This window comes from Sinorhizobium fredii USDA 205, from assembly GCF_001461695.1.
Classification (GTDB): Bacteria; Pseudomonadota; Alphaproteobacteria; order Rhizobiales; family Rhizobiaceae; genus Sinorhizobium; species Sinorhizobium fredii.
In genome coordinates this window covers 98365-120532 of record NZ_AUTC01000115.1, presented here as the reverse complement: position 1 = coordinate 120532, position 22168 = coordinate 98365, and the positions used below count along the sequence as shown (strand labels likewise).

General features: G+C 61.1%; 17 protein-coding genes and 2 pseudogenes. 12 read left to right on the top strand and 7 right to left on the bottom strand.

Going from position 1 to position 22168, the window contains the following annotated elements; genetic code table 11:
- The 4 genes and pseudogenes from N181_RS12235 to N181_RS12220 form a co-directional block, all read right to left on the bottom strand.
- Positions 1–620, bottom strand: a 620-nt coding sequence (locus tag N181_RS12235) for an electron transfer flavoprotein subunit alpha/FixB family protein (RefSeq protein WP_060563402.1), incomplete at its 3' end; no start/stop codon positions are given.
- Positions 621–645: 25 nt separating this feature from the next.
- Entirely contained in the window at positions 646–1395 is a 750-nt protein-coding gene (locus tag N181_RS12230) for an electron transfer flavoprotein subunit beta/FixA family protein (RefSeq protein WP_060563401.1), read from the bottom strand.
- 42 nt (positions 1396–1437) lie between these two features.
- A pseudogene (locus N181_RS12225) lies at positions 1438–2041 on the bottom strand (dimethylsulfoniopropionate lyase).
- Between the two features lie 54 nt (positions 2042–2095).
- Positions 2096–4132, bottom strand: coding sequence for an NADH:flavin oxidoreductase (locus N181_RS12220; RefSeq protein WP_037432391.1), 2037 nt, complete (start codon positions 4130–4132; stop codon positions 2096–2098).
- A gap of 146 nt (positions 4133–4278) precedes the next feature.
- Here N181_RS12220 and N181_RS12215 point away from each other — a divergent pair, with 146 nt between their 5' ends.
- From N181_RS12215 to N181_RS12190, 6 genes are all read left to right on the top strand, one after another.
- Entirely contained in the window at positions 4279–4908 is a 630-nt protein-coding gene (locus N181_RS12215; protein ID WP_037395746.1) for a TetR/AcrR family transcriptional regulator, read from the top strand.
- Between the two features lie 13 nt (positions 4909–4921).
- Complete coding sequence (locus N181_RS12210; protein WP_037432393.1) at positions 4922–5716, top strand: pyrroline-5-carboxylate reductase family protein; 795 nt, start codon at positions 4922–4924, stop codon at positions 5714–5716.
- Between the two features lie 72 nt (positions 5717–5788).
- A complete protein-coding gene (locus N181_RS12205) occupies positions 5789–6790 on the top strand; it encodes an ABC transporter substrate-binding protein (RefSeq protein WP_037395748.1) in 1002 nt (333 codons plus the stop codon).
- Positions 6791–6887: 97 nt separating this feature from the next.
- The gene (locus N181_RS12200; RefSeq protein ID WP_037395749.1) at positions 6888–7775 is read left to right on the top strand and encodes an ABC transporter permease; all 888 of its coding nucleotides are present in this window, start codon (positions 6888–6890) and stop codon (positions 7773–7775) included.
- Positions 7768–8847, top strand: coding sequence for a quaternary amine ABC transporter ATP-binding protein (locus N181_RS12195; protein WP_037395750.1), 1080 nt, complete (start codon positions 7768–7770; stop codon positions 8845–8847). Before N181_RS12200 ends, N181_RS12195 begins: the two co-directional genes overlap by 8 nt.
- 82 nt (positions 8848–8929) lie before the next feature.
- Positions 8930–9931 carry an Ldh family oxidoreductase gene (locus tag N181_RS12190; protein WP_037432395.1) on the top strand — a complete coding sequence of 334 codons (1002 nt, stop codon included), beginning with the start codon at positions 8930–8932 and terminating at the stop codon, positions 9929–9931.
- A 113-nt stretch (positions 9932–10044) separates the two neighbouring features.
- Here N181_RS12190 and N181_RS12185 read toward each other — a convergent pair whose 3' ends face one another.
- Positions 10045–10923 carry a LysR family transcriptional regulator gene (locus tag N181_RS12185; protein WP_037432397.1) on the bottom strand — a complete coding sequence of 293 codons (879 nt, stop codon included), beginning with the start codon at positions 10921–10923 and terminating at the stop codon, positions 10045–10047.
- A 157-nt stretch (positions 10924–11080) separates the two neighbouring features.
- Between N181_RS12185 and N181_RS12180 the strand changes: the two genes are divergently transcribed.
- The 3 genes and pseudogenes from N181_RS12180 (at position 11081) to N181_RS12170 (ending at position 14884) form a co-directional block, all read left to right on the top strand.
- A complete protein-coding gene (locus tag N181_RS12180; protein ID WP_037432399.1) occupies positions 11081–12319 on the top strand; it encodes an aromatic ring-hydroxylating oxygenase subunit alpha in 1239 nt (412 codons plus the stop codon).
- 5 nt (positions 12320–12324) lie between these two features.
- On the top strand, positions 12325–13386 hold the full coding sequence (locus tag N181_RS12175; RefSeq protein ID WP_037432401.1) for an FAD-binding oxidoreductase: 1062 nt from the start codon (positions 12325–12327) through the stop codon (positions 13384–13386).
- A gap of 219 nt (positions 13387–13605) precedes the next feature.
- Positions 13606–14884, top strand: a pseudogene (locus N181_RS12170) (M24 family metallopeptidase).
- Between the two features lie 58 nt (positions 14885–14942).
- Here N181_RS12170 and N181_RS12165 read toward each other — a convergent pair.
- On the bottom strand, positions 14943–15968 hold the full coding sequence (locus tag N181_RS12165) for a GlxA family transcriptional regulator (RefSeq protein ID WP_037432403.1): 1026 nt from the start codon (positions 15966–15968) through the stop codon (positions 14943–14945).
- Between the two features lie 207 nt (positions 15969–16175).
- Here N181_RS12165 and N181_RS12160 point away from each other — a divergent pair, with 207 nt between their 5' ends.
- Positions 16176–17171: an ABC transporter substrate-binding protein gene (locus tag N181_RS12160; RefSeq protein WP_037432405.1), complete on the top strand. Its 996-nt coding sequence runs from the start codon at positions 16176–16178 to the stop codon at positions 17169–17171.
- A gap of 101 nt (positions 17172–17272) precedes the next feature.
- The gene (locus tag N181_RS12155) at positions 17273–19261 is read left to right on the top strand and encodes an oxidoreductase (RefSeq protein ID WP_037432407.1); all 1989 of its coding nucleotides are present in this window, start codon (positions 17273–17275) and stop codon (positions 19259–19261) included.
- A gap of 135 nt (positions 19262–19396) precedes the next feature.
- Here N181_RS12155 and N181_RS12150 read toward each other — a convergent pair whose 3' ends face one another.
- On the bottom strand, positions 19397–20941 hold the full coding sequence (locus N181_RS12150; RefSeq protein WP_037432409.1) for a trimethylamine methyltransferase family protein: 1545 nt from the start codon (positions 20939–20941) through the stop codon (positions 19397–19399).
- A gap of 90 nt (positions 20942–21031) precedes the next feature.
- Here N181_RS12150 and N181_RS12145 point away from each other — a divergent pair, with 90 nt between their 5' ends.
- A complete protein-coding gene (locus N181_RS12145; RefSeq protein WP_037432410.1) occupies positions 21032–21967 on the top strand; it encodes a LysR substrate-binding domain-containing protein in 936 nt (311 codons plus the stop codon).
- The last annotated feature ends 201 nt before the right edge of the window (positions 21968–22168 follow it).

Genomic DNA, 22168 nt, shown 5'->3' with positions numbered 1-22168 from the left:
TCCGACGAGCCGAGCGCCCGGCCGCCGGAGATGATGATCTTCGCCGAAGTCAGCTCCGGCCGGTCCGAGGACGACAGCGCATCGGAAACATGGCTGGACAGCCCCGGATTGGCGGCGGCCGAGATGGTCTCGACCGGCGCGGAGCCACCTTCAGCCGCGGCGGCAAACGAGGCGGTGCGCACGGTGATGACCCGCTTGGCTTCGCTGGTCTGCACCGTCTGGATGGCGTTGCCGGCATAGATCGGCCGCTTGAAGGTGTCGGCGGACACCACCTCGATGATTTCCGAGACCTGGGCGACGTCGAGGAGGGCGGCGACGCGCGGCAGGACGTTCTTGCCGACCGAGGTGGCGGCGGCCACAAGCGTGTCGTAGGAACCGGCCAGCGAGACGATCAGCGCGGCGAGCGGCTCGGCGAGATTGTTGGCAAGGCTCGCGTCGTCGGCGACCAGCACCTTGGCGACACCGGCAAGCTTCGCCGCCTGCTCGGCGATGGCTCCGACATTCGCGCCGGCTACCAGAACGTGGACGTTGCCGCCGATTTTCTGGGCCGCCGTCAGCGCCTTGGCCGTCTGGTCGGAAAGGTAGGTGGTGTCGTGGTCAGCCAGAAGCAGAATGGCCATGATGGAAGTCTCCGTTTCCTAAAACTTAAAGCACGCCGGCTTCGGTCTTGAGCTTCTCGACGAGCTCGGCCACCGACTTCACCTTGATGCCGGCCTTGCGGCCGGACGGCTCCTCGGTCTTCAACACCTTCAGCCGCGGCGCCGTGTCGACGCCGAAATCGGCCGGGCTCTTCTTGTCGAGCGGCTTCTTCTTCGCCTTCATGATGTTCGGCAGCGAGGCATAGCGCGGTTCGTTGAGACGCAGGTCGGTGGTGACCACCGCCGGCAGCTTCAGTTCGACCGTCTGCAGGCCGCCGTCGACCTCGCGGGTGACATTGACCTTGCCGTCGCCGAGCTCGACCTTGGAGGCGAAGGTGCCCTGGGCCCAGCCCAAGAGCGCCGAGAGCATCTGGCCGGTCTGGTTCGAATCGTCGTCGATCGCCTGCTTGCCGACGATGATCAGCCCCGGCTGTTCGGCCTCCGCCACACCCTTGACGATCTTGGCCACAGTGAGCGGCTCGACCTGGTCGTCGGTTTCGACGAGGATCGCCCGGTCGGCGCCCATGGCGAGCGCGGTCCTCAGCGTCTCCTCGGCCTTGGCCGGGCCGATCGACACGACGACCACTTCGGAAGCCTTGCCGGCTTCCTTGAGGCGCAGCGCCTCCTCGACGGAGATCTCGTCGAACGGGTTCATCGACATCTTGACGTTGGCGAGCTCGACGCCCGAACCGTCCGCCTTCACCCGAATCTTGACGTTGTAGTCGACGACCCGCTTGACTGGCACGATGATCTTCATGCTGGTATCCCCTTGATTGTTGAATGTTCCGCCCGAAGCCAGCTAAGCCGGCCCGTTCGCCAGCAGCACCCAGAAAGCAAGTAGCGGCGTGCCGGCCGAGCGCATGGCATGCCGGATTTTCGGCTCATTGTAGAAGGAGCCGCCGATGCCGGGCGAGAACCAGGCCCCCTGCCCCTGCCGGAATTCACCGTCGGAAAGAACGAGGTAGACTTCCTCAGGTGCGTGGTCATGGTCCGGATAGCGGACGTTCGGCGCCATCAGGGTAACGCCAAACCACAGGTCGCGCCGATCCTCGAGGCCGCCGGGTCCAACGATCATCGCATTGGCGTGGCCGTCGACGAAATTCTCGCTCTCGGAACCGTCATTATTCGAGCGCCGGCGCCATTCGAGCAGCGATTCGAGCGTCTTGAACCGATCGACCAGACGGCGGAGCGCTTCATGCTCCGTTTCGATGGCGAGCGCTGTGTCTAGATGGGCACAGACCGGCAGCCGGCTGCCGGGGCCGGACCTTTGCGCGCCCGACTCTTCAAGCGCAGAGAAGATCCGTCCTACCGAAGCGGCGCGATTCCGGAGCCTGCGCGAATTGATCGTACGCCGCAAAGGCAGCGTCGACGAACGACTGAAGAGCTTCGCTTCGAGCGCTCATTTTGTACCCCACGGAAGAACCAGTAGCGCCGCCCGCCGGGCGACCAGGTTGCCGTCAGATGTCCTTGACAAGGCGAAGCGCGTCGTAGATCGCCGCGTGCGTGTTGCGCGCCGCGACCGCATCGCCGATGCGGAAGAGCTGGAACTTGCCATCGGCGTTGCGCCATGCGGTTTGCGGCCTGCCGGCGATCAGCTGGTCGTGCAACACCTCGCCGAGATTGCTGGAAGCCGGTTTCAGCTCGAAATACAGATCGTCGAGCGGGATGGTGCCGTGATTGATGACGATCTGGTCGAACGTCCGCTGTTTGGCAATGCCGCCATAGTCGCTGCCGACATGAGCGACGAGCTCATTGCCGCTCTTCTCGACCGCTTCCAGACGATAGGTGACGGTGAAGGTCACGTCGAGTTTCTGCAGGGAGCGCATGTAAGGGACGAGGTTCATAGCCATGACCTCGGGGGCAAACGAGCGGTCCGGCGTCATGATCTCGACCTTACCGCCTGCCTTGGCAATAAATTCCGCGGCCTGCAAGCCGGCATGGTCGCCGGCGTCGTCGAAGATCAGCACGTTCGTCCCAGGCTTGACGTCGCCGGAGATGATATCCCAAGCGGAAACGACGAGCTCATTGCCCTTCGATAGCACTTCCGTATGCGGAAGGCCGCCTGTAGCGATGATGACAACGTCCGGATTTTCCGCCTGAACCGTGTCGGCTTCCGCCCAGCTATTGAAATGGAAGGTGACGCCCAGCTTCTCGCACTGGATCATGCGCCAGTCGATGATGCTGATCATTTCCCGGCGCCGCTCGCTTTGAGCGGTCAGACGGATCTGCCCGCCGGGGTCGTTGGCTGCCTCGAAGACCACGACCTCATGGCCGCGCTCACCGGCCACACGTGCCGCCTCGAGACCAGCGGGGCCGGCGCCGATGATCACCACTTTCTTGCGGCGATCGGCCTTGGCGATCGAATGCGGCATCGTCAGCTCACGTCCGGTCGCAGCGTTATGAATGCAATAGGCCGCGCCACCCTGGTAAATGCGGTCGAGACAGTAGTTCGCGCCGACGCAGGGACGAATGTCCTCTTCCCGCTTCTCGATGATCTTGCGGACGATATGCGGGTCGGTCATATGGGCGCGGGTCATCCCGACCATGTCGACCTTGCCGGAGGCGATGGCGTGGCGGGCGGTCGCGACATCGGGGATCTTCGCGGCATGGAAGGTCGGGAAGTTGGTTGCGCCGCGAATTTCGCCGGCGAAATCGAGATGCGGCGAATTGGCCATGCCCTGGATCGGAATGACGTCGGTCAGGCCGGCATCAGTGTCGATATGGCCGCGAATGACGTTCAGGTAATCGATAAGTCCGCTCTGCTTGAGGCGTTTCGAGATTTCAAGGCCTTCCTCCTTGCCCGTCCCGCCGGGAAGACATTCGTCGGCCGTGTATCGCACGCCCAGAATGAAATCGTCTCCGACGCGCGCGCGGATCGCCTTCAGGACGTCGAAACAGAAGCGCATGCGGTTGTCGAGCGAGCCGCCGTAAGGACCGTCGAGCTCGTTCGTGAGCGGGGACGCGAACTGGTCGATGAGGTGACCGTAGGCCTCGAGTTCGACACCATCCATGCCGCCCGCCTTCATGCGCTCGGCCGCATCGGCGAAGTCCTTGATGATCCTCTCGATGTCCCAGTCTTCGATCTTCTTCGGAAAGGCTCGGTGCGACGCTTCGCGGTGATGTGAGGGGGCGACGACCGGCAGCCACTCACCCTTGTCCCAACGTGTGCGCCGGCCGAGATGCGTCAGCTGGATCATGATTGCCGCGCCCTCCTCGTGCACGGCGTCGGTCATCTCCCTGATCCACGGGACGATTTCGTCCTTGTAGGCGAGCAGGTTGTTGAACACCGGCGGGCTGTCCTTGGAGACGGCCGCGGAGCCGGCGGTCATGGTCATCGCCACTCCGCCTTTCGCACGCTCCACGGTGTAGGCGCGGTAGCGCTCCTTCGGCAAGCCGTCTTGCGGATAGGCGGGCTCGTGCGCAGTCACGATGATGCGGTTGCGCAGCGTCAAGTGCTTGAGCTGATAAGGCTGAAGGAGGGGATCGTTCGACATCTGCCAGGCTCCGGATTAGAAACTTTGGCTCAAAGGCTACGCGGAAATGTACATATGTGTCAACATGGAAAACATTTAGGTCTGGTCTATCGACATATATGTACATTTTTCTTGCGCAGCCCATTTGAATTTGTTAGGAGAACGTCATGGAGCAGACCTTGAACGATAGCGGCTGGCGCGGCTCGCAAGAGGGATGGCTGGAAGCGGCCTATGAATCCCTTCTGGAAGCAGGAGTGGACTCGGTAAAAATTCTGCCTTTGGCAAAGAAGCTCAATCTTTCTCGAACGAGCTTCTACTGGTTCTTCAAGGACCGTGAGGAACTTTTGGCTGCGCTCATCGGTCGGTGGCGAGACAAGAACACCGGCAACATCGTCAGGCAATCGGAGGCCTACGCGGAATCTCTGGCCGAGGCGATGCTGAACGTATTCGATTGCTGGCTGAACAAGGACCTGTTCGACTCGAAGTTTGAGTTCGCCGTGCGCAGTTGGGCACTCCAGTCCGACGACATTCTGGCGGAAGTTCAGCAAGCAGACCAGGTCCGACTGGAGGCTCTCAAGCGTATGTTCGTCCGCTTCGGTCATTCGGATATCACCGCCGATGTTCGCGCCCGCACGACCTATCTGGTTCAGATCGGCTACATCTCGATGCAAACGCAAGAAGATATCGCGGTCCGCATGAAACGCATCCCCGAGTATATCGCCATCTACACGGGCCAGGTGCCGGAGCAACGGGAGCTGGACCGCTTCTTTTCACGGCACGGCTACAAACCCGAGTAGGAGGACGCGGACGATGAGCGGCTCATTGAGGATTGGCATCATCGGCGGAGGCGGTTGGCTCGGCGGAGCAATTGCCGCTTCGATCCTCGATGCCGGCTTGGTGCAGCCGCATGCTCTGTCCCTGTCTTATCGCACGGAGCAACCGAACCGCTTCGAAGGTTCCTTCTGGACTACCGAGAACCAAGAGCTCGCCGATCGGTCGGACGTCATCATCGTCTCGGTCCGACCTGCCGACTGGCCGCCACTCGCGGTCGATGCCAGCGGCAAGCTTTTATTATCCGTCATGGCCGGTGTTCGTTTGAGCCAGTTGGCCGAACACCACAATACGGACCGGGTCGTCCGCAGCTTGCCCAACGCGGCGGCCGAGGTTGGCAAGTCGTACACACCTTGGGTGGCCTCTGAAGCTGTCGACGACCGCGATCGCTTCATCGTCCGCAGCATTTTCGACGCCTGTGGAACAGCGGATGAAGTCGCAAGCGAAGACAACATCGACTATCTGACCGGTCTTTCAGGCTCCGGTCCGGCGTTCCCCGCGCTGCTTGCAACGGCGATGAAGAAGGATGCCATCGCTCACGGCATCTGCCCCGATGTCGCCAGCCGCGCAGTCACCGCCGTTCTGATCGGAGCCGGACGGCTGTTCGAACGGCGAGACGAATGTCCCGCGAGCGTGGTCGAAACATTTCTCAGCTATCGCGGCACCACTGCGGCAGCGATCGAATCGATGCGCGCCGCCGGATTCGAGGCCGCAATCGTCAGCGGACTTGCCGCCGCTCTCAAGAAATCGGTCCGTATGGGAGAGAGCTCCTGACTGCCGTCGGAGCAGACAACGCGGCCCCCTGCTCCTCCATGAAACGCCGCAAAGAAGAAGAGGGAACGTCTCATGAAAAAACTGCTTGCGTCTACATGTCTGGTGTTTGGCCTTATCGGCGGAGCATCCGTAGCGAATGCCGCCGAATGCGGGAGCGTCACCATCGCCAGCATGAACTGGCAAAGCGCCGAGGTACTCTCGAATCTCGATAAGATCATTCTCAACGAAGGCTACGGCTGCAGCGCCGAAATCACCATCGGCGACACCGTCCCGACGATCACCTCCATGGCCGAAAAGGGCCAGCCCGACATCGCGCCGGAAGCCTGGATCGACCTCTTGCCCGATGTCGTCAAGAAGGGCACGGACGAAGGGCGGATCATCCAGGTCGGTTCTCCGCTGCCAGACGGCGGCGTGCAGGGTTGGTGGATTCCCAAATATGTCGCCGACGCCCATCCGGACATCAAGACGATCGGCGACGCGCTGAAGCATCCGGAGCTCTTCCCTGATCCGGAGGACTCCAAGAAGGGCGCCGTATACAATGGCCCGCAGGGCTGGGGCGGTACTGTGGTGACGACGCAGCTTTATAATGCGTTCGGCGCCGAGAAGGCAGGTTTCACGCTGGTCGACACCGGTTCGGCCGCTGGTCTCGATGGTTCCATCGCCAAGGCCTACGAACGCAAGGAAGGGTGGCTCGGCTACTATTGGGCGCCGACGGCCCTCCTCGGCAAGTATGAAATGGTCAAGCTGGAAGCAGGCGTTCCGAACGATGCCGCCGAATGGAAGCGCTGCATTACCGTTGCCGACTGCCCCGATCCGAAGCCGAGTGCCTGGCCGGTCGACACGATCGTGACGCTGGTGGCGAAGCCCTTCTCGGAGAAGGTCGGTCCCGAGGTCATGGACTATCTCAACAAGCGCTCCTGGAGCAACGACACCGTCAGCAAGCTGATGGCTTGGATGACGGACAACCAGGCAAGCGGCGAAGAAGGTGCCAAGCACTTCCTCGAAGAAAACGAGGATGTCTGGACCAAGTGGGTTTCGCCAGAGGCAGCCGAAAAGATCAAGGCCGCGCTCTAAGCCGCTTGACGCGTGGGGCGCGCGCCAGGAGCGCGTCCCATTCCACAGCCGATAAAACTAAGAAACTTGCGCCGGCTTCTATAAAAAGGGGAACCGAATGGATTGGTTTTACGAATTCCCGCACATGGACGACGATTCCCTCCGCAGCCTGAAGAAGGCTATCGACGAGGGGTTCCGGGCGTTCACGCGTGCCTATGGCGATGTCATCGAGGGCTTCTTCTCGCCCTTGCAACACTTCCTGATTGCGGCTGAGCGCTTCATGACCCAGACGCCCTGGCCGATCGTCACCCTGATCGTCCTGGCAATCGCCTGGGGCGCGAGCCGGAGCTGGAGGGTGGTGCTCGGCTGTCTCGTCACATTGCTGGCGATCGGCTACTTCGACATGTGGGACGACACGATGCGGACGATCTCGATGATCTTCGTCTGCACGGTGTTGTCGATCGCCATCGGTATTCCGCTCGGCATCCTGATGTCGCGTTCCGACCGGCTGCAACGGTTGGTGAACCCGGTGCTCGACGTCATGCAGACCATGCCGAGCTTCGTCTATCTGATCCCGGTCGTCATGCTGCTCGGCATCGGCAAGGTTCCAGGGCTGATCGCGGTGGTCATCTATGCCATCCCGCCGATGATCCGGCTCACCGATCTCGGCATTCGGCTCGTCGACAAGGACGTTCTCGAGGCGGCCGACGCCTTCGGTTCGTCGAGCTGGCAGAAGCTGAAGAACGTGCAGTTGCCGCTGGCGCTGCCGACCATCATGGCCGGCATCAACCAGACCATCATGATGGCGCTTGCCATGGTCGTCATCGCCTCGATGATCGGCGTTCAGGGTCTCGGCCAACCGGTTCTGAAGGCGATTGCCAACCAGTATTTCACGCTCGGCATCTTCAACGGCCTTGCCATCGTCGGCATCGCCATCATCTTCGACCGGGTAAGTCAGGCCTATGGCAAGAGACTCCAGAAGCACCGGGAGATCGTCCATGGCTGATCACCATTTCGGCGGCATCAAGATCCGCCACCTCTACAAGATCTTCGGCCCGAACGCACAGGCGCACGTCGATGCGGTCCAGAAGGGTTTGACCAAGGCGGAGCTCAATGAGCGGCACGGGCATGTGCTGGGCCTGAGCGACATCAATATCGAGATCCCCTCTGGTCGCATCCAGGTGATCATGGGCCTTTCGGGTTCGGGCAAGTCGACGCTCATCCGGCACATCAACCGGCTGATCGACCCGACCGCCGGCGAGGTGCTGGTCGACGGCGTCGATGTCGTCAAGATGAACGAACTGGAACTGCGCGCGTTTCGACGGCACCAGACGGCGATGGTGTTCCAGAAGTTTGCGCTGCTTCCCCACCGCAATGTTCTCGACAACACCCTTTACGGGCTCGAGGTGCAGGGTCTCGAGCGCTCCAAGGCGGTCGACGTCGCCATGCGCTGGATCGAGCGCGTCGGACTGAAAGGTTTCGAGAGCAAATATCCGAACCAACTGTCGGGCGGCATGCAGCAGCGTGTCGGCCTCGCCCGGGCGCTCGCCAACGATGCACCGGTGCTGCTGATGGACGAGGCCTATTCGGCTCTCGACCCGCTGATCCGCATGGACATGCAGACGGTTCTCCTCGACCTGCAGAAGGAGATCAGGAAGACGATCGTCTTCATTACCCACGACCTCGACGAAGCTCTGAGGCTCGGCGATCAGATCGCCATCTTGCGCGATGGCGAGGTCATCCAGCAGGGCACCAGTCAGGACATTGTCTTGCGGCCTGCCGACGACTACGTGGCGAACTTCGTCAAGGAGGTCAACAGAGGGCGCGTCGTCCACGTCGAAGCCGTCATGGCGCCTCCGCGGGCGGGCTTTTCACCGAACGGCACGGCCATACCGGCAGGCACCACCATCGAGGAGGCAATCCGCATGATTGCGAACGGCCCGGACAACGACGTCGCCGTCGTCAGCGTGGAGGGGAAACAACTTGGTATGGTCAACCTGCGTCAGCTTGCCGGTGCAATGGTCAACTCCGGCAGCTTCGCAAGCCAGAACGAAAGAGCCTTGACGGAGGCCCTGTAGGACGGCAGGGCGGAGACCGCACGGCTCCGCCTCAAGCCCCTTACGCATTCTACGAAGGCAAAAAGATCGGACTGGAGCTGTGATGGCAGAGGAGGAGGTAAATTTGTCCGTCGCGGAGCTCCGGGACATAGCGACGCGCGCCTGCCTGGCTTGCGGAGCAAGTGTGGCGACTGCCAGGTCGCTTGTCGACGCGACTCTTTCCGCCGCCTGTCATGGGCGCCCCGAGGTGGGATTCCCTCATCTCGTCGATTACCTGATGAGCATGGTGGAGGGGCGCATTGACACAAAGGCATGGCCACGCATAGAGCATCCGTTGCCGGCCTTTATCCATTCCGACGCCAGGGGTGGAATAGCCCAGCTCGGCTTCGATCTAGCCTATGAGGACCTGGTCAAACGGGCGCAGACATTCGGCATAGCGCTCTTCTCGCAGAGGAACAGCTACACCGCCGGCGAACTCGGCTACTATGTTCGACGTCTGGCAGCTGACGGCCTGGTGTCGATGGCCGTTGCGAATGCCCACGCGTTGATGGCCGCGGCGGTCGGCGGCAAGCCGGTATTCGGCACCAACCCACTCGCTTTCGGGGCTCCTTTGCCGGCGCCGCGGGCTCCGTTGGTTATCGATCAGGCCGCCAGCGCCACGGCATTTGTCAACATTATTCGGGCAGCCGCAGACAACGTCGCCATTCCGGAAGGATGGGCTACCGATCAGACGGGAGCGGTGACGACCGATCCCGCCAAGGCCGTGCTCGGCGCGCTCCTGCCGTTTGGGGGCTACAAGGGGGCGAATATCGCATTGCTTGTCGAAGTCCTGTCGGCCGGCCTCTCCGGAGCGGCCTGGTCGCTCGATGCGGGAGACTTCCGCTACGGCGATCGGTCTCCGAATGTTGGCTTGACAGTCATCGCGATCGATCCCGTCGCCACCGATCCGTCGTTCGCGGTTCGCGGCGCCGATCATTTTCGCCGCCTGGAGGATCTCGGGGTGCACGTTCCCGGCCGCAGCTCGGTTTACGGAGCCGACGATGCGGATGTCATCCGTATCGACGCCCGTCTCCTCGACGACATAATGACTTTTATTCCCTCTTAAGAGAGCGGAGAGCGCAACAGCGCCGTGCGTCTTTTCAGACGCACAAAGGTCGCTGTAGCACTTTGAATTGCTGCATGTGTCCTTAAATCGAATACGATTTAAGGACACATGCATCAGGCGCTCTTGACCAGCCAGTCCGCAAACAGGCGGGCCTTCGCAGTCGCGCGCGGATGGATCTTCAGATGAAAGGCCGCCGGTGAGGGAATAGTCTCGGCTACGAGTTGAACAAGCCGCCCCTCGCGTATCAGGTTTTCAACCAGGCCGTCCCAGCCAAGCACCGCACCTACATCGTCCTGAGCGGCCTGAAGCCCAATCATATAGTTGTTTACGTAGAAACTGCGGCCCTTCGGAGCGGGGCGCCCCAGCGCTAGAAACCAGTCGGACCAGGTCGTCCAGTCGGTTTCTTCGTTGCTCGTATGAATCAAGGGCGCCTTGAGCAGATCACCGACGTGAATGATACCATACTCTGCGGCGAAGGCCGGCGTGCCCAAAGCGACGATGTGATCCTGAAAGAGCTTGCGGTATTCGCCGTCATTCTCCGGTGGATTTCCATAGTGGATGCTCAGATCGCAGCGACCGGTCATGCCGGGGACGTCGCTGATGATCTGCGAAACCGTGATGGCGGGATGGATTTTCCAGAAAGCCGAAATCTTGGGCGTCAGCCACAGCGAACTAACAGCGGTTGTCGTCCGGACGGTTACGTCAACCGTTTCCTGGCGATCGCGAATCTGAGCAACAGCCTCCGAAATCGTCTCGAAGCCGCGCCGTATCGCGATGAACAGAAAAGCCCCTTTCTCCGTAAGCTCGACACCGCGGCTGCGGCGCAGAAACAGGTTGCAGCCTAGATCCGTCTCGAGCGCCTTGATCTGGTGACTGACGGCTGCAGGCGTCACATTCATTTCCTGAGCGGCCTTCTTGAAGCTCGCATTCCGGGCGGCCGCCTCGAAGCAGATGAGAGCGGTTATCGACGAGAGATCATAGGGTCTTGCCATAGGGGACTCATTGAAAGCGCACCCTGTCTGGACGCCAGACCGGCACTTTGTGAGATTAGTTAAACTAACTCATCATGAAAAAAAGTGCTATTGTCAAAAGGGTTTGATGAAAGGAAGATTTTATCAAAGTTGAACCTGATGAGCATGGAATCTTCCGATGACAGTCCCCTCGCCTTCCATCCATGACCTGCTTGAGCGCCGCGTTCCGGGCCATGCGCTCGAACAGCCGTTTTACACATCGCCGGCGATCTACGAGCTCGACCTGGAGCATATTTTCTACAAGGAGTGGCTCTACGCGGTCCCGGCCTGCCAGCTTGTCAAGGCGGGCAGCTACGTCACGATGCGGGTCGGCGCCTATGAGGTCATCATCGTTCGAGCCCGCGACGGCGAAATCCGCGCCTTCCACAATTCTTGCCGTCACCGCGGCTCACTGATCTGCAAGGGCCGCCAAGGTCAGGTCGCCAAGCTCGTCTGTCCCTATCATCAATGGACCTACGAACTCGATGGCAAGTTGATCTGGGCGAATGACATGGGGCCCGACTTCGATGCGTCGAAGCATGGCTTGAAACCCGTTAACCTGCGCAATCTCGAGGGCCTGATCTACATCTGCCTGTCGGAGACCCCGCCGGATTTCGGGCCCTTTGCTCAGCTGGCCCGTCCCTATCTCGCCATACACGATCTGACCGAAGCGAAGGTCGCCTATACCTCGACCATCGTCGAAAAGGCGAACTGGAAGCTCGTCTGGGAAAACAATCGCGAATGCTACCACTGCAGCAGCAACCATCCCGCACTGTGCCGTTCGTTTCCCCTTGACCCGGATGTGGCTGGTGTGTCTCCGGACGGATCGGTCTCGGCGAAGCTCCGGGCGCATTTCGACCGTTGCGAAGCTTCCGGCGCGCCGGCGCAATTCCGCATTGCCGGAGACGGCCAGTATCGCCTGGCGCGCATGCCGCTGCAGGAAAACGCTGTGAGCTACACGCTCGATGGCAAGGCTGCCGTCAACAGGAACCTCGGCCGAGTCAGCCTGCCCGACGCGGGCACGCTCTTGAAGTTCCACTATCCAACCACCTGGAACCACTTCCTGCCGGATCATTCGCTGACCTTCCGGGTCACGCCGATCAGCCCGATGGAAACCGAAGTCACCACCACCTGGCTCGTCCACAAGGATGCCGTCGAAGGCGTGGACTACGATCTCAAGCGGCTGACCGAGGTCTGGATCGCCACCAATGACGAAGACCGCGAGATCGTCGAAACCAACCAGCAGGGGATTCTGTCGCCGGCCTATGTTCCCGGGCCCTATTCGTCGAACCAGGAAAGCGGCGTCATCCAGTTCGTCGATTGGTACGCCACCTGGCTCGAACGGTCACTGACGCCGATGCGGCAGGCCGCGGAGTAAAGCGCATGACCGCATTCAAAAACCTAACCTTCTGGAATGACGCGGAAGAGCTTGAATGCGTGACGAGGACTCCGGAAGCGCCGAATGTCGTGACCTTCAGCTTCCAGAGCCCGTCCGGCGCGCTGTTCAATCATGATCCGGGGCAATTCGTCACGCTGGAACTGCCCCTTCCTGGTGGGCCGCTCTATCGCACCTACACGATCTCCTCTTCGCCCTCGCGACCGACGGCTCTGACGATCACCGTCAAGGCGCAGAGTGACTCCGTCGGCACAAGGTGGATGCTCGACAACTTGCGCAAGGGCATGTGCATCAGGGCCATAGGGCCGGCGGGAAAGTTCTCGATCGTCCATCATCCTGCCGAGAAATACCTTTTCATCTCGGCCGGCTCCGGCATCACTCCGATGGTGGCGATGACCACGTGGCTCTACGATTCGGGACGCGAACCGGACATCGTCTTCATCAACTGCGCCCGCCGTCCCTCCGAGATCATCCTGCGCGACAGGATGGAGCTCATGACGTCGCGCATCGTCGGCATCGACCTGAAATGGGTGGTCGAGGAGGCCGACCCCTTCCGGCCCTGGACCGGCTATCGGGGGATGTTCAACCAGATCATGCTGGGCCTGATGGCGCAGGATTACCTCGATCGCGAAGTGTTCTGCTGCGGCCCCGAACCCTTCATGCGGGCGGTGCGCGAGGCGCTTGCCGCTCTCGGCTACGACATGAGCCGCTACCATCAGGAAAGTTTCCAGGCGGAGCCCGAGCATGCCGAGGAAGTTCCGCAGGATGTGGTTCCCGATGCACAGAACCGAGCCGAGATCGAGTTCGCCCTCTCCGGCGTAACCGCCAAATGCAACGAGACGGACACGATCCTGGCGGCCGCAAAGGCCGCGGGGCTGGTGATTCCTTCGGGATGTTCGATGGGGATCTGCGGCACCTGCAAGGTCCTTAAGACCGAAGGCCAGGTCCATATGGTGCACAATGGCGGCATCACCGAGGAGGATGTCGACGAAGGCTATATCCTCGCCTGCTGCTCCAAGCCCCTGGGCCGCATAAGCGTCGAAGTATAGTCCTTACCTCACAACCCAAGAGATCGTCTCGGCCGAACAGTACGATGAAGCACGTCGCCGGCCGGCGTCTCAACATGCCTGCGGTGACGTCGGCTGGCCCTCGCTTCGCCGGAGTCGCGGCAGCGCCCGCCCTCGCGATCGCGCCCAGGTGATGCCGGAGCGCGCGAGTTCACGCATGGCCGCAATTACCACACGGCGCTCAACGAGAGGACGAGCAATATGGACCAGTCCACCACCCGCCGAAATGACATAAGCGGGCAGTCCGTGTTTAAGGACGACAGAAAGCAAGCCTATCTCAACCCCGAAGGAGCCGACAGGCCGCTGAAAAGCCCGATACCGGCGCGTGTCCTCGACAGCGCCAGGCGCTACCGGTTGGGTCGCCTCAGGAGCAAAATGGCGGAACATGACTGCTCTGCTCTGTTGCTCTACGATCCGGTCAATATCCGCTATGCTTTCGATTCCTCGAATATGAGCATATGGACCATGCACAATGCGGCCCGCTATGCTCTGATCCTGGCCGATGGTCCGGCGATCCTGTTCGAATTCGAGGGGGCGGAGCATCTCAACCAAGGGCTTCCGGGAATCGACGAAATCCGCCCGGCCAAATCATGGATTTTCTTCACCGCCGGCGATCTGGTCGAAACGCGCCTTTCGGAATGGGCGGACGAAGTTTCAGACATCGTCAAGACGCAAGGGCGCAATCGGCGCCTGGCCGTGGACAAGCTCGAACCGGCCGACGCCTTTGCGTTGCAAGAGCGGGGACTGGAACTCGTCGACGGCCAGGAACTGGCCGAACGCGCCCGATCGATCAAGAGCCCGGACGAGATCGAGCTGATGCGATGGACTATCCGGGTGTGCGAAGCCGGAATGGCGCGTATGTACGAGGTGTCGGAGCCGGGTCGCACCGAACGAGAAATCTGGGCAGAACTGCATTATGAGAACGCGCGCAGTGGCGGTGAATGGCTTGAAACGAAACTTCTTACCGCAGGCGCCAGAACCAATCCCTGGTACCAGGAGTGTTCTGACTATGTGATCCAGCGGGGAGAAATGATTTCTTTCGATACGGACATGATCGGGCCATACGGCTATTGTGCGGATCTGTCGCGTTCCTGGACATGCGGCCATGTTGATGAGCGCGAAGCAACAGGAGCTTTACGCCGCCGCCCGCGAGCAGATCGAGCATAATCTCGGAGTGTTGAAACCGGGACTAACCTTTGCCGAGTTCAACGAGCGGTCTTGGCGCATTCCCGACAAATACCTGCCGTATCGCTACACTCTGGCGCTGCACGGAACCGGCATGGCCGACGAGTGGCCAGGCGTCTTCCTTCATCCCGATTTCGACCGGAATTGCAGCGGTATGATCGAGCACGACATGGTGCTTAACGTTGAAAGCCTGATTGCTGAAGAGGGGTCCGAGAGTATCAAGCTCGAGACTCAGGTCGTAATCACGGCGACAGGGGCGGAACGATTGGATACGTTCCTATGGGAAGACGCGTGAACGGCGCTGGTTGCGGCTTTTCCCCAAATCGCCGCACCCGCGGGGAACGATCCGGCACTCACCGAAGGCCGAATTCCCGATGCGATCGCCGCATCCTCGCGGGTGTGACATGGTATGTGCGCTTGAACCAATGGACAAAATGGGCGCAATCCGTGAAACCACATTCATAGGCGATCTGGGCTATCGAGCGATCGCTGTTGAGCAGCATCCATTTCGCCGCCCTGAGTCTCATCTGGCGCCAGTAATGACTCGGCGTCACCTGCAGGTGCCTGTTGAACAAGCGAGATAACTCGCGTTCCGAGGTGCCCACGCCCGCTGCAATTTCCGATATCGAGCACAGCTCGTACATCTTCTGGCGCATGAGGCCGATCGCATTCGCAACGCGGCGATCCTCGCATTTCAAGCCGATCTCGAGTTCCTCCGTTACCTTCGATTTGTCAAAACCGCGGTCGCCCAACAGGTAATGGAACGCCTTGTGGACCCTTGATTCACCGCAGGCGTCAGCGACGAGAAACATGGCGAGATTGATGGCGGCCAAGCCTCCAGGAGACGTGATGACATTCCCATCCGAGACGACTGGCGTATCCGTCACGGGAATGACATCCGGGAAATTCTGCCGCAGCGTCCCGGCAAGGGCGAAATGAACCGCACACCTCTTTCCGGACAAGAGACCCGCTTCAGCCAGCACAAAACTGCCAGAACAACTGCCGACGAGCGGCACGGCCTGCCTGGACGCTGACGTAACGAATTTGTAAAGGTCCGGATGAGGTCTTTCGTTTCCATGAAGTATCCCCCCATGGACGATGATGTAGTCGTAATCCGAGGGATCCCCATATAACTTGTTAGGGTATATCGCGATCCCGCAACTTGAGAACACCGGTTCGTCGCTGTGCGACAATACATCCCAAGTACAGTATATCTGCCGACTGTAGTCGCTTTCGTCCCCGGATAGCCGCAGGAAATCTACAAAACACGCAAGCGGCATCAGCGTGAAATTCGGCGTCGGCACGATTGCAACGCGAAGGGGCGTGTCGATGGGCGGAGGAGCCTTGGCTGGCCCGAGGTGCGAATAGTCACCGCGCATATGGAATGCCCGAAATTCCAATAAAAGTTGTCCGAAACATACAATACGCCACGGATCATCACAAGTAGCTTGGGTTTACCCATCGGGTATGGGCGCGCGTCAGCCTTTCAACCGGAAGCCGTCGGCGCTCGCGCATCCCCAATGCGGTGGCTGATTGTGACTCGGGTCGGCCAAGGAATCCCTGGGGAACAAAGAAAAGGGTGGAGCATGAGGAATATTCTCGCATTTTCGACACTGGCTCTTGTGATGGGAACGGCGTCCGCTGCAAACGCGGAGTGCGGTACGGTCACCGTCGCAAACATGAATTGGCAAAGCGGAGAATTGCTGGCGAACGTCGACAAGTTCGTGCTTGAGCATGGATTTGGCTGCGAGGTCGAATTCATCCCGGGGGATACGGTGCCGACCATTACGTCGATGGTTGAAAAGGGAGAGCCGGATGTCGCCGGAGAGGCCTGGGTGGACCTCGTCCCGGAGATCGTAAAACGCGGGACCGAAGAGGGCCGTATTGTACAAATCGGACAAGCTTTATCCGATGGCGGGGTCCAAGGTTGGTACATTCCGAAGTTTATCGTCGACGCGCACCCTGAAATCAAAACTGTCGATGATGCGTTAGGCCATCCTGAGCTGTTTGCGGACCCGGAGGATGCGTCCAACGGGGCGGTATTCAACGGTCCGCAAGGGTCCGGCGGGTCGGTCGTCAGCGCGCAGCTGTTCAAGGCTTATGCCGGAACATCAAAGAACTTCAAATTGGTCGACCCGGGTACGCAAGCGGGCCTGGATGGAGCGTTGGCGAAAGCCTACGAGCGGAAGGAGGGATGGCTCGGTTACTACTGGTCGCCCACCGCCCTGCTGGGCAAATATCCGATGGTACGGTTGGAAGCGGGAGTGCCACATGATGCGACGGAGTGGAAGCGCTGCAACACCAAGGCCGACTGTCCTGATCCCAAGAAAAACGCATGGCCGAAGGATCACGTGGCGACGCTGATTTCGAAGAAGCTCGCGACGGGCAGCAATCCTGACGTGGTCGCCTATTTGAGCAAGCGGTCCTGGGACAATGAAACGGTCAATTCGGTCATGTCATGGATGACGGATGCGCAAGCCGGCGGTGAGGACGGCGCGGTCTACTTCCTGAAAGAACACAAGGATCTCTGGATGACCTGGGTCTCGGAAGACGTCGCGGAAAAGATCCAGTCCGCGCTCTGACGTCGGTAGAATTGCGTGAGCCCGCGCTGGCGAGCTCACGCAATTCGCTGTCGGTGGCTCGCGAGGATCGCCAAACCTTTGTCTGAGTTCAGGAATCGCAAATGAAAACCGAGTTCCCCAAGATCTTCTCGGAGATCAGCATCCGCCGTCATCGACTTCGCAACAGAGTCGTATTCGGTGCACACACGGCGAACATGTCCGAAAACGGCGTTCCCGGCGATCAGCACATCGCCTACTACGTGGAACGCGCGCTGGGCGGAGCCGCCATGATCGTCGTCGAGCCCATGCCCGTTCACGCCGCGACCGTCCTCACACGCGGCAACTTCCGTCACTCCGATGACACGGTGATCCCGGCATTCAGGAAGCTGACGGAAAGTGTGAAGCAGCACGGCGCCGTCGTCCTGCAGCAGCTCTACCACGTCGGCAGTCACGGCGACTCCGATCTCTCCTACCACCCGCATTGGTCTCCGTCCGGTGGTCCGAGCTATCATGACAGCGATGGCTCGCACACAATGACCGAGCGGGAGATAGAGGAGACCATCGCTCATTTCGTCGCAGCGGCGGTCCGTTGCCATAAGGCCGGCTTCGACGGAGTGGAGGTTTGGGCCGCCTATGGAGGCTTGCTGGATCAGTTCTGGACGCCCTTTTACAACAAACGCGAGGACCAATGGGGCGGCACGCTCGCCAACCGCACCAGGCTGTCTCGCGAGATCCTGCGCCGTATCAGGGAGAGTTGCGGCCCGGACTTTATCGTCGGACTGACCGTAAGCGACGAGCCGGGCTGTCCCACCGCCCTGTCGCGAGATCAGATAGCCGAAATCATCTCGCTTCTCGATCAAGACGGACTGATCGACTACGTGACTTGCGGCTCTGGCGGGTATTTCGACTATGGCAGTCTTATGCCGACGTTCCTTTACCCGGAGCGACTTGGAGCAGACCTCTCGGCGCGCCTGAAAAAGGTCGTACGACACGCGCTGGTGATTGCCGAAAGCCACATCCGTACCCCCGAGAACGCTGAGATCACCCTTGGCGAAGGTGCGGCCGATCTGGTGTCGATCGTGCGGGGCCAAATTGCCGATCCGCACCTTGTGAACAAGGCGCGCAGCGGAACGCCGGAGGACATTCGCGGATGTCTATCGTGCAATCAGATGTGCTGGGGGCGCCGCTCGCGGGATTATTGGATCAGCTGTCTCATCAATCCATCGGTCGGCAGAGAAGCCGAGTGGGGCGGTGATCGCTTTCGCTCGGCCGAGCGGCCACGACGCGTCCTGGTCGTCGGCGGCGGACCGGCCGGCATGGAAGCAGCCCGCGTGGCGGCGGAGAGGGGACACAAGGTGGTCCTGGCGGAGGCATCGGACCGACTGGGCGGAGCATTTCGTCTTGCGGGCGAACAGCCGCGGCGTGCACAAATCCTGGATCTAATCCAATGGTACGAAACGCAGTTCAGCAAGCTTGGAGTGGAGGTGCGGCTGAATTCCTACATGGAAGGCGTAGACGTCGCCTCGATCGGCGCCGATGCCGTTATTCTCGCCACCGGGTCGATACCGGGCGAGACTGGATTTCAGAAAGCCCTCCCCGATAGGCCCGCCCTTCCGGGAATCGAAAACGGCAACGTGTTTTCTGCCGAAAGCGTGATGGCGCGCCAAGCCAGGGTGGGCAGCCGGGTCGTCGTGCTCGACGAGACGGGCGGATGGAAGGGATGCGGGACCGCCTGGAAACTTGCCGAGCAAGGCCATCACGTCTGGCTTGTCACCCCGGATGGGCTGGTCGGGAAGGAGCTTCAACGCACGTCAGCGGACGCTCCCTTGCGCCGAACGTTGAAGAGGCTCGGTGTTGGTTTCCACACCGAAACCAGCATTGCAAGCTGGCAAGGGCACTCGGCCGTTCTGATCTCCCATTTGACCGGCACCACGGAAACCCTTGAGGCGGACAGCCTGGTCATGGCCACGACGAACTCGGCGTTCAACTGGCTTGCTCTGGAGCTCGCCGAGATGGGAATCGAATTCGTGGAAATCGGCGACGGCGTAGCGCCCAGACAGGCCCCCTATGCGTTCTACGAGGGTCGGAAGGCCGGCATGAGCGTGAGCTGATCCCCAACAGGACATAGGCGGCCCCGCTCTCGCGGGGCTGTCTTGGCCGCTGCCGACAGGGTAACGCTCGAGACTGACCTCGCCTGCCGCGTCAACATGTCCTCTCAACGGCGCTGTCCCGGTTGGCCCGATCCATCAGTACCAGGCGTCGGGCATGCTGTTCTTGCGCCTCTCGACATAGTCTCGCAGCGCTTCGTCGATCGCCTCGTCGAGGGGCGGCGCTTCGTATTCGGCGAGCGTTTTCTTCCAATGCCGGTTGGCGCGCAGCGCCATGTCGGTTTCGCCCTGCTCGACCCATTTCTCGAAGGGCTCGTTGTCGGACAGCGCGCTGTCCCAGAAGGCGGTCTGGTAGTTGCGCATCGTGTGCTCGCAGCCGAGGAAATGATGGCCCGGACCGACCTCCAGAAAGGCATCCATGGCGAGCGAATTGTCGTCGACGACGACGCCGGCAAGATAGGCGTGCAGCGCCCCGCAGAAATCGGTATCCATGATGAACTTCTCGTAGGACATGGCGAGCAGCCCGTCGACGAAGCCGGCCGAGTGCAGGATGAAATTGGCGCCGCAATGCACCGCCGAAAGCATCGACATGACGCCTTCCTGCATCGCCTGCGCGTCCGGGCGTTTCGAATTGGAGAAGTTGCCGGCGCAGCGCAGCGGCAGGCCCAGCCGGCGCGCCAGCTGGCCGACGACCATGCTGCCGATCGCCGGCTCCGGCGTCCCGAAGGTCGGCGAGCCGGAGCGAAGCGACATGGACGACAGGAAATTGCCGAAGATCACCGGCGCGCCCTTGCGCTCGAGTTGCGTCAGCGCGCAGCCGGCAAGCGTTTCGGCATAAGACTGGGCGACGGCGCCGGCATTGGTGACCGGGCCCATCGCGCCGCCGAGAATGAAGGGTACGATGACGGCGGCCTGGTTGGCGCGGGCATAGGCGCGCAGCGACTTCGTCATCGTGCCGTCCCAGACGAGCGGCGAGTTGACGTTGACGTTGCCGAGGATGACACAGTTCTTGTCGACGAAATCGGCGCCGAACAGGATGCGGGCCATCTCGATCGAATCCTCGGCACGCTCCTCGGCGGTGATCGAGCCCATGAAGGCACGGTCGGAATATTTGATGTGGCTGTAGACCATGTCGAGATGGCGCTTGTTGACCGGCACGTCGACCGGTTCGCAGATCGTCCCGCCGGAATGATGCAGCCAGGGGCTCGCCTGGGCGAGCTTGATGAGGTTGCGGAAGTCCTCGATCGTGCCGTAGCGCCTGCCCTTGTCGATGTCTGTGACAAAGGGCGAGCCGTAGGCCGGCGAAAAGACCACATTGCGGCCGCCGATTTCGACGCTGCGGGCGGGATTGCGGGCGTGCTGGGTGAATTGCGACGGCGCCGAGCCGACGATCTCCTTCAGCATTCCGGGCTCGAAGGTGACGCGCAGGCCATTTAGCTTCGCCCCGGCGCGGCGCCAGTGGTCGAGCACCGCCGGATCGTCGCGAAATTCGATGCCCACCTCGGCGAGGATGCGATCGGCGGTTCGCTCGATCCGCTCCAGGCTCTCCTCACCGAGAATATCGTAAGTCGGAATGTTGCGGACAATGTAGGGAACGCCAACGGGCCTGCCGCCCTCCCGTCGCTGCGGTCTCGCGCCCCGCGTCCGTCTCGGCGTGTCGCCGGCTGCTGCTGTCACTTCCATTGTCGACCTCCCATCATGTAGAGTGATGGTATTGACGAGAAAGGCCGTTGTAACTCAGGAAAAAATTGACACATGATATAAGGCGAACTTATGGAAAATCTACGCCGCCTGCTTCCCTCGGCCACCAGCCTCGTTGTTTTCGAGGCGGCCGGTCGCCACCAGAACTTCACCCGCGCCGCCAGTGAGCTCGGCATGACGCAGGCCGCGGTGTCCTACGCCATCCGCGGCTTGGAGGACCAGCTCGGCGTGCCCCTCTTCCACCGCGTGCACCGGGCGGTTGAATTGACGGAAGCCGGAGAGAGGTTCCATGCGGATGTCTCCGTCGGGCTGGCCCGCATCCGGAAATCGGCCGAAGAGATTCGTGCCAAGGGCCGCGAGACGAACATCACGCTGGCCGCCTCGACGGCCTTTGCGTCGATGTGGATGCTGCCGCGGCTCAACCAATTGCGTGAAGACCTGCCGGAAATCGACCTGCGGATCCAGACGAGCGTCCGCGACCTCGACCTCGACGAGGAACCTATCCCGCTCGGCGTTCGCGGCGGCGATCCGGGCCACTGGCCGCGCTACCACGCGGCGCTGCTCGCCGACGAGGTGGTCAATGCCGTGGCGACGCCCGCCTATATCGAGGCGCACGGGCTGCCGAGGAGCCCGGCGGAACTGCTCAAGCACAATCTCATTCATCTCGAGGAGCCGGTCAGGCGCGCCTGCGATTGGGCGGAATGGTTCGCAAGCGCGGGTCTTTCCGCTCCGGCGCGGGGCAAGCGGCTGGCGATCAACGACTACATCCTCGTCATCCAGGCGGTGCTTGCCGGAGAGGGAATTGCGCTCGGCTGGGAGCACCTGATCGCCAGGCAAGTCCAATCCGGCGCGCTGGTGCCAGTCGGCGGACATGTGCTGAGGACCGGCCAGGCCTTCTATGTCGTCTGGCCGCGGTCGCGCGAGCTCAACACGCAAGCGCGGCGCATACGCGATTGGCTGATCAACGAAGGGCTTCGCGACCGTTCGGAGACGAGCAACCAGCGTTAGCCGGTCGCCGGCGGCTCGCAAGTGCTAATTTGGGTAGGACGTCGATTACCTTATCGGGCCTACAGCGCCGCCCACGGAACACGACAAGCCTGCCCGTCACGTCATGGCATGCCGCCCTTGGCCATCTTCTGTGAGGTTCGCGGCTGAAGTATATGACAAGGACATCTTACGCTCATTGAATCAACTATGGCGCGCGTCAGC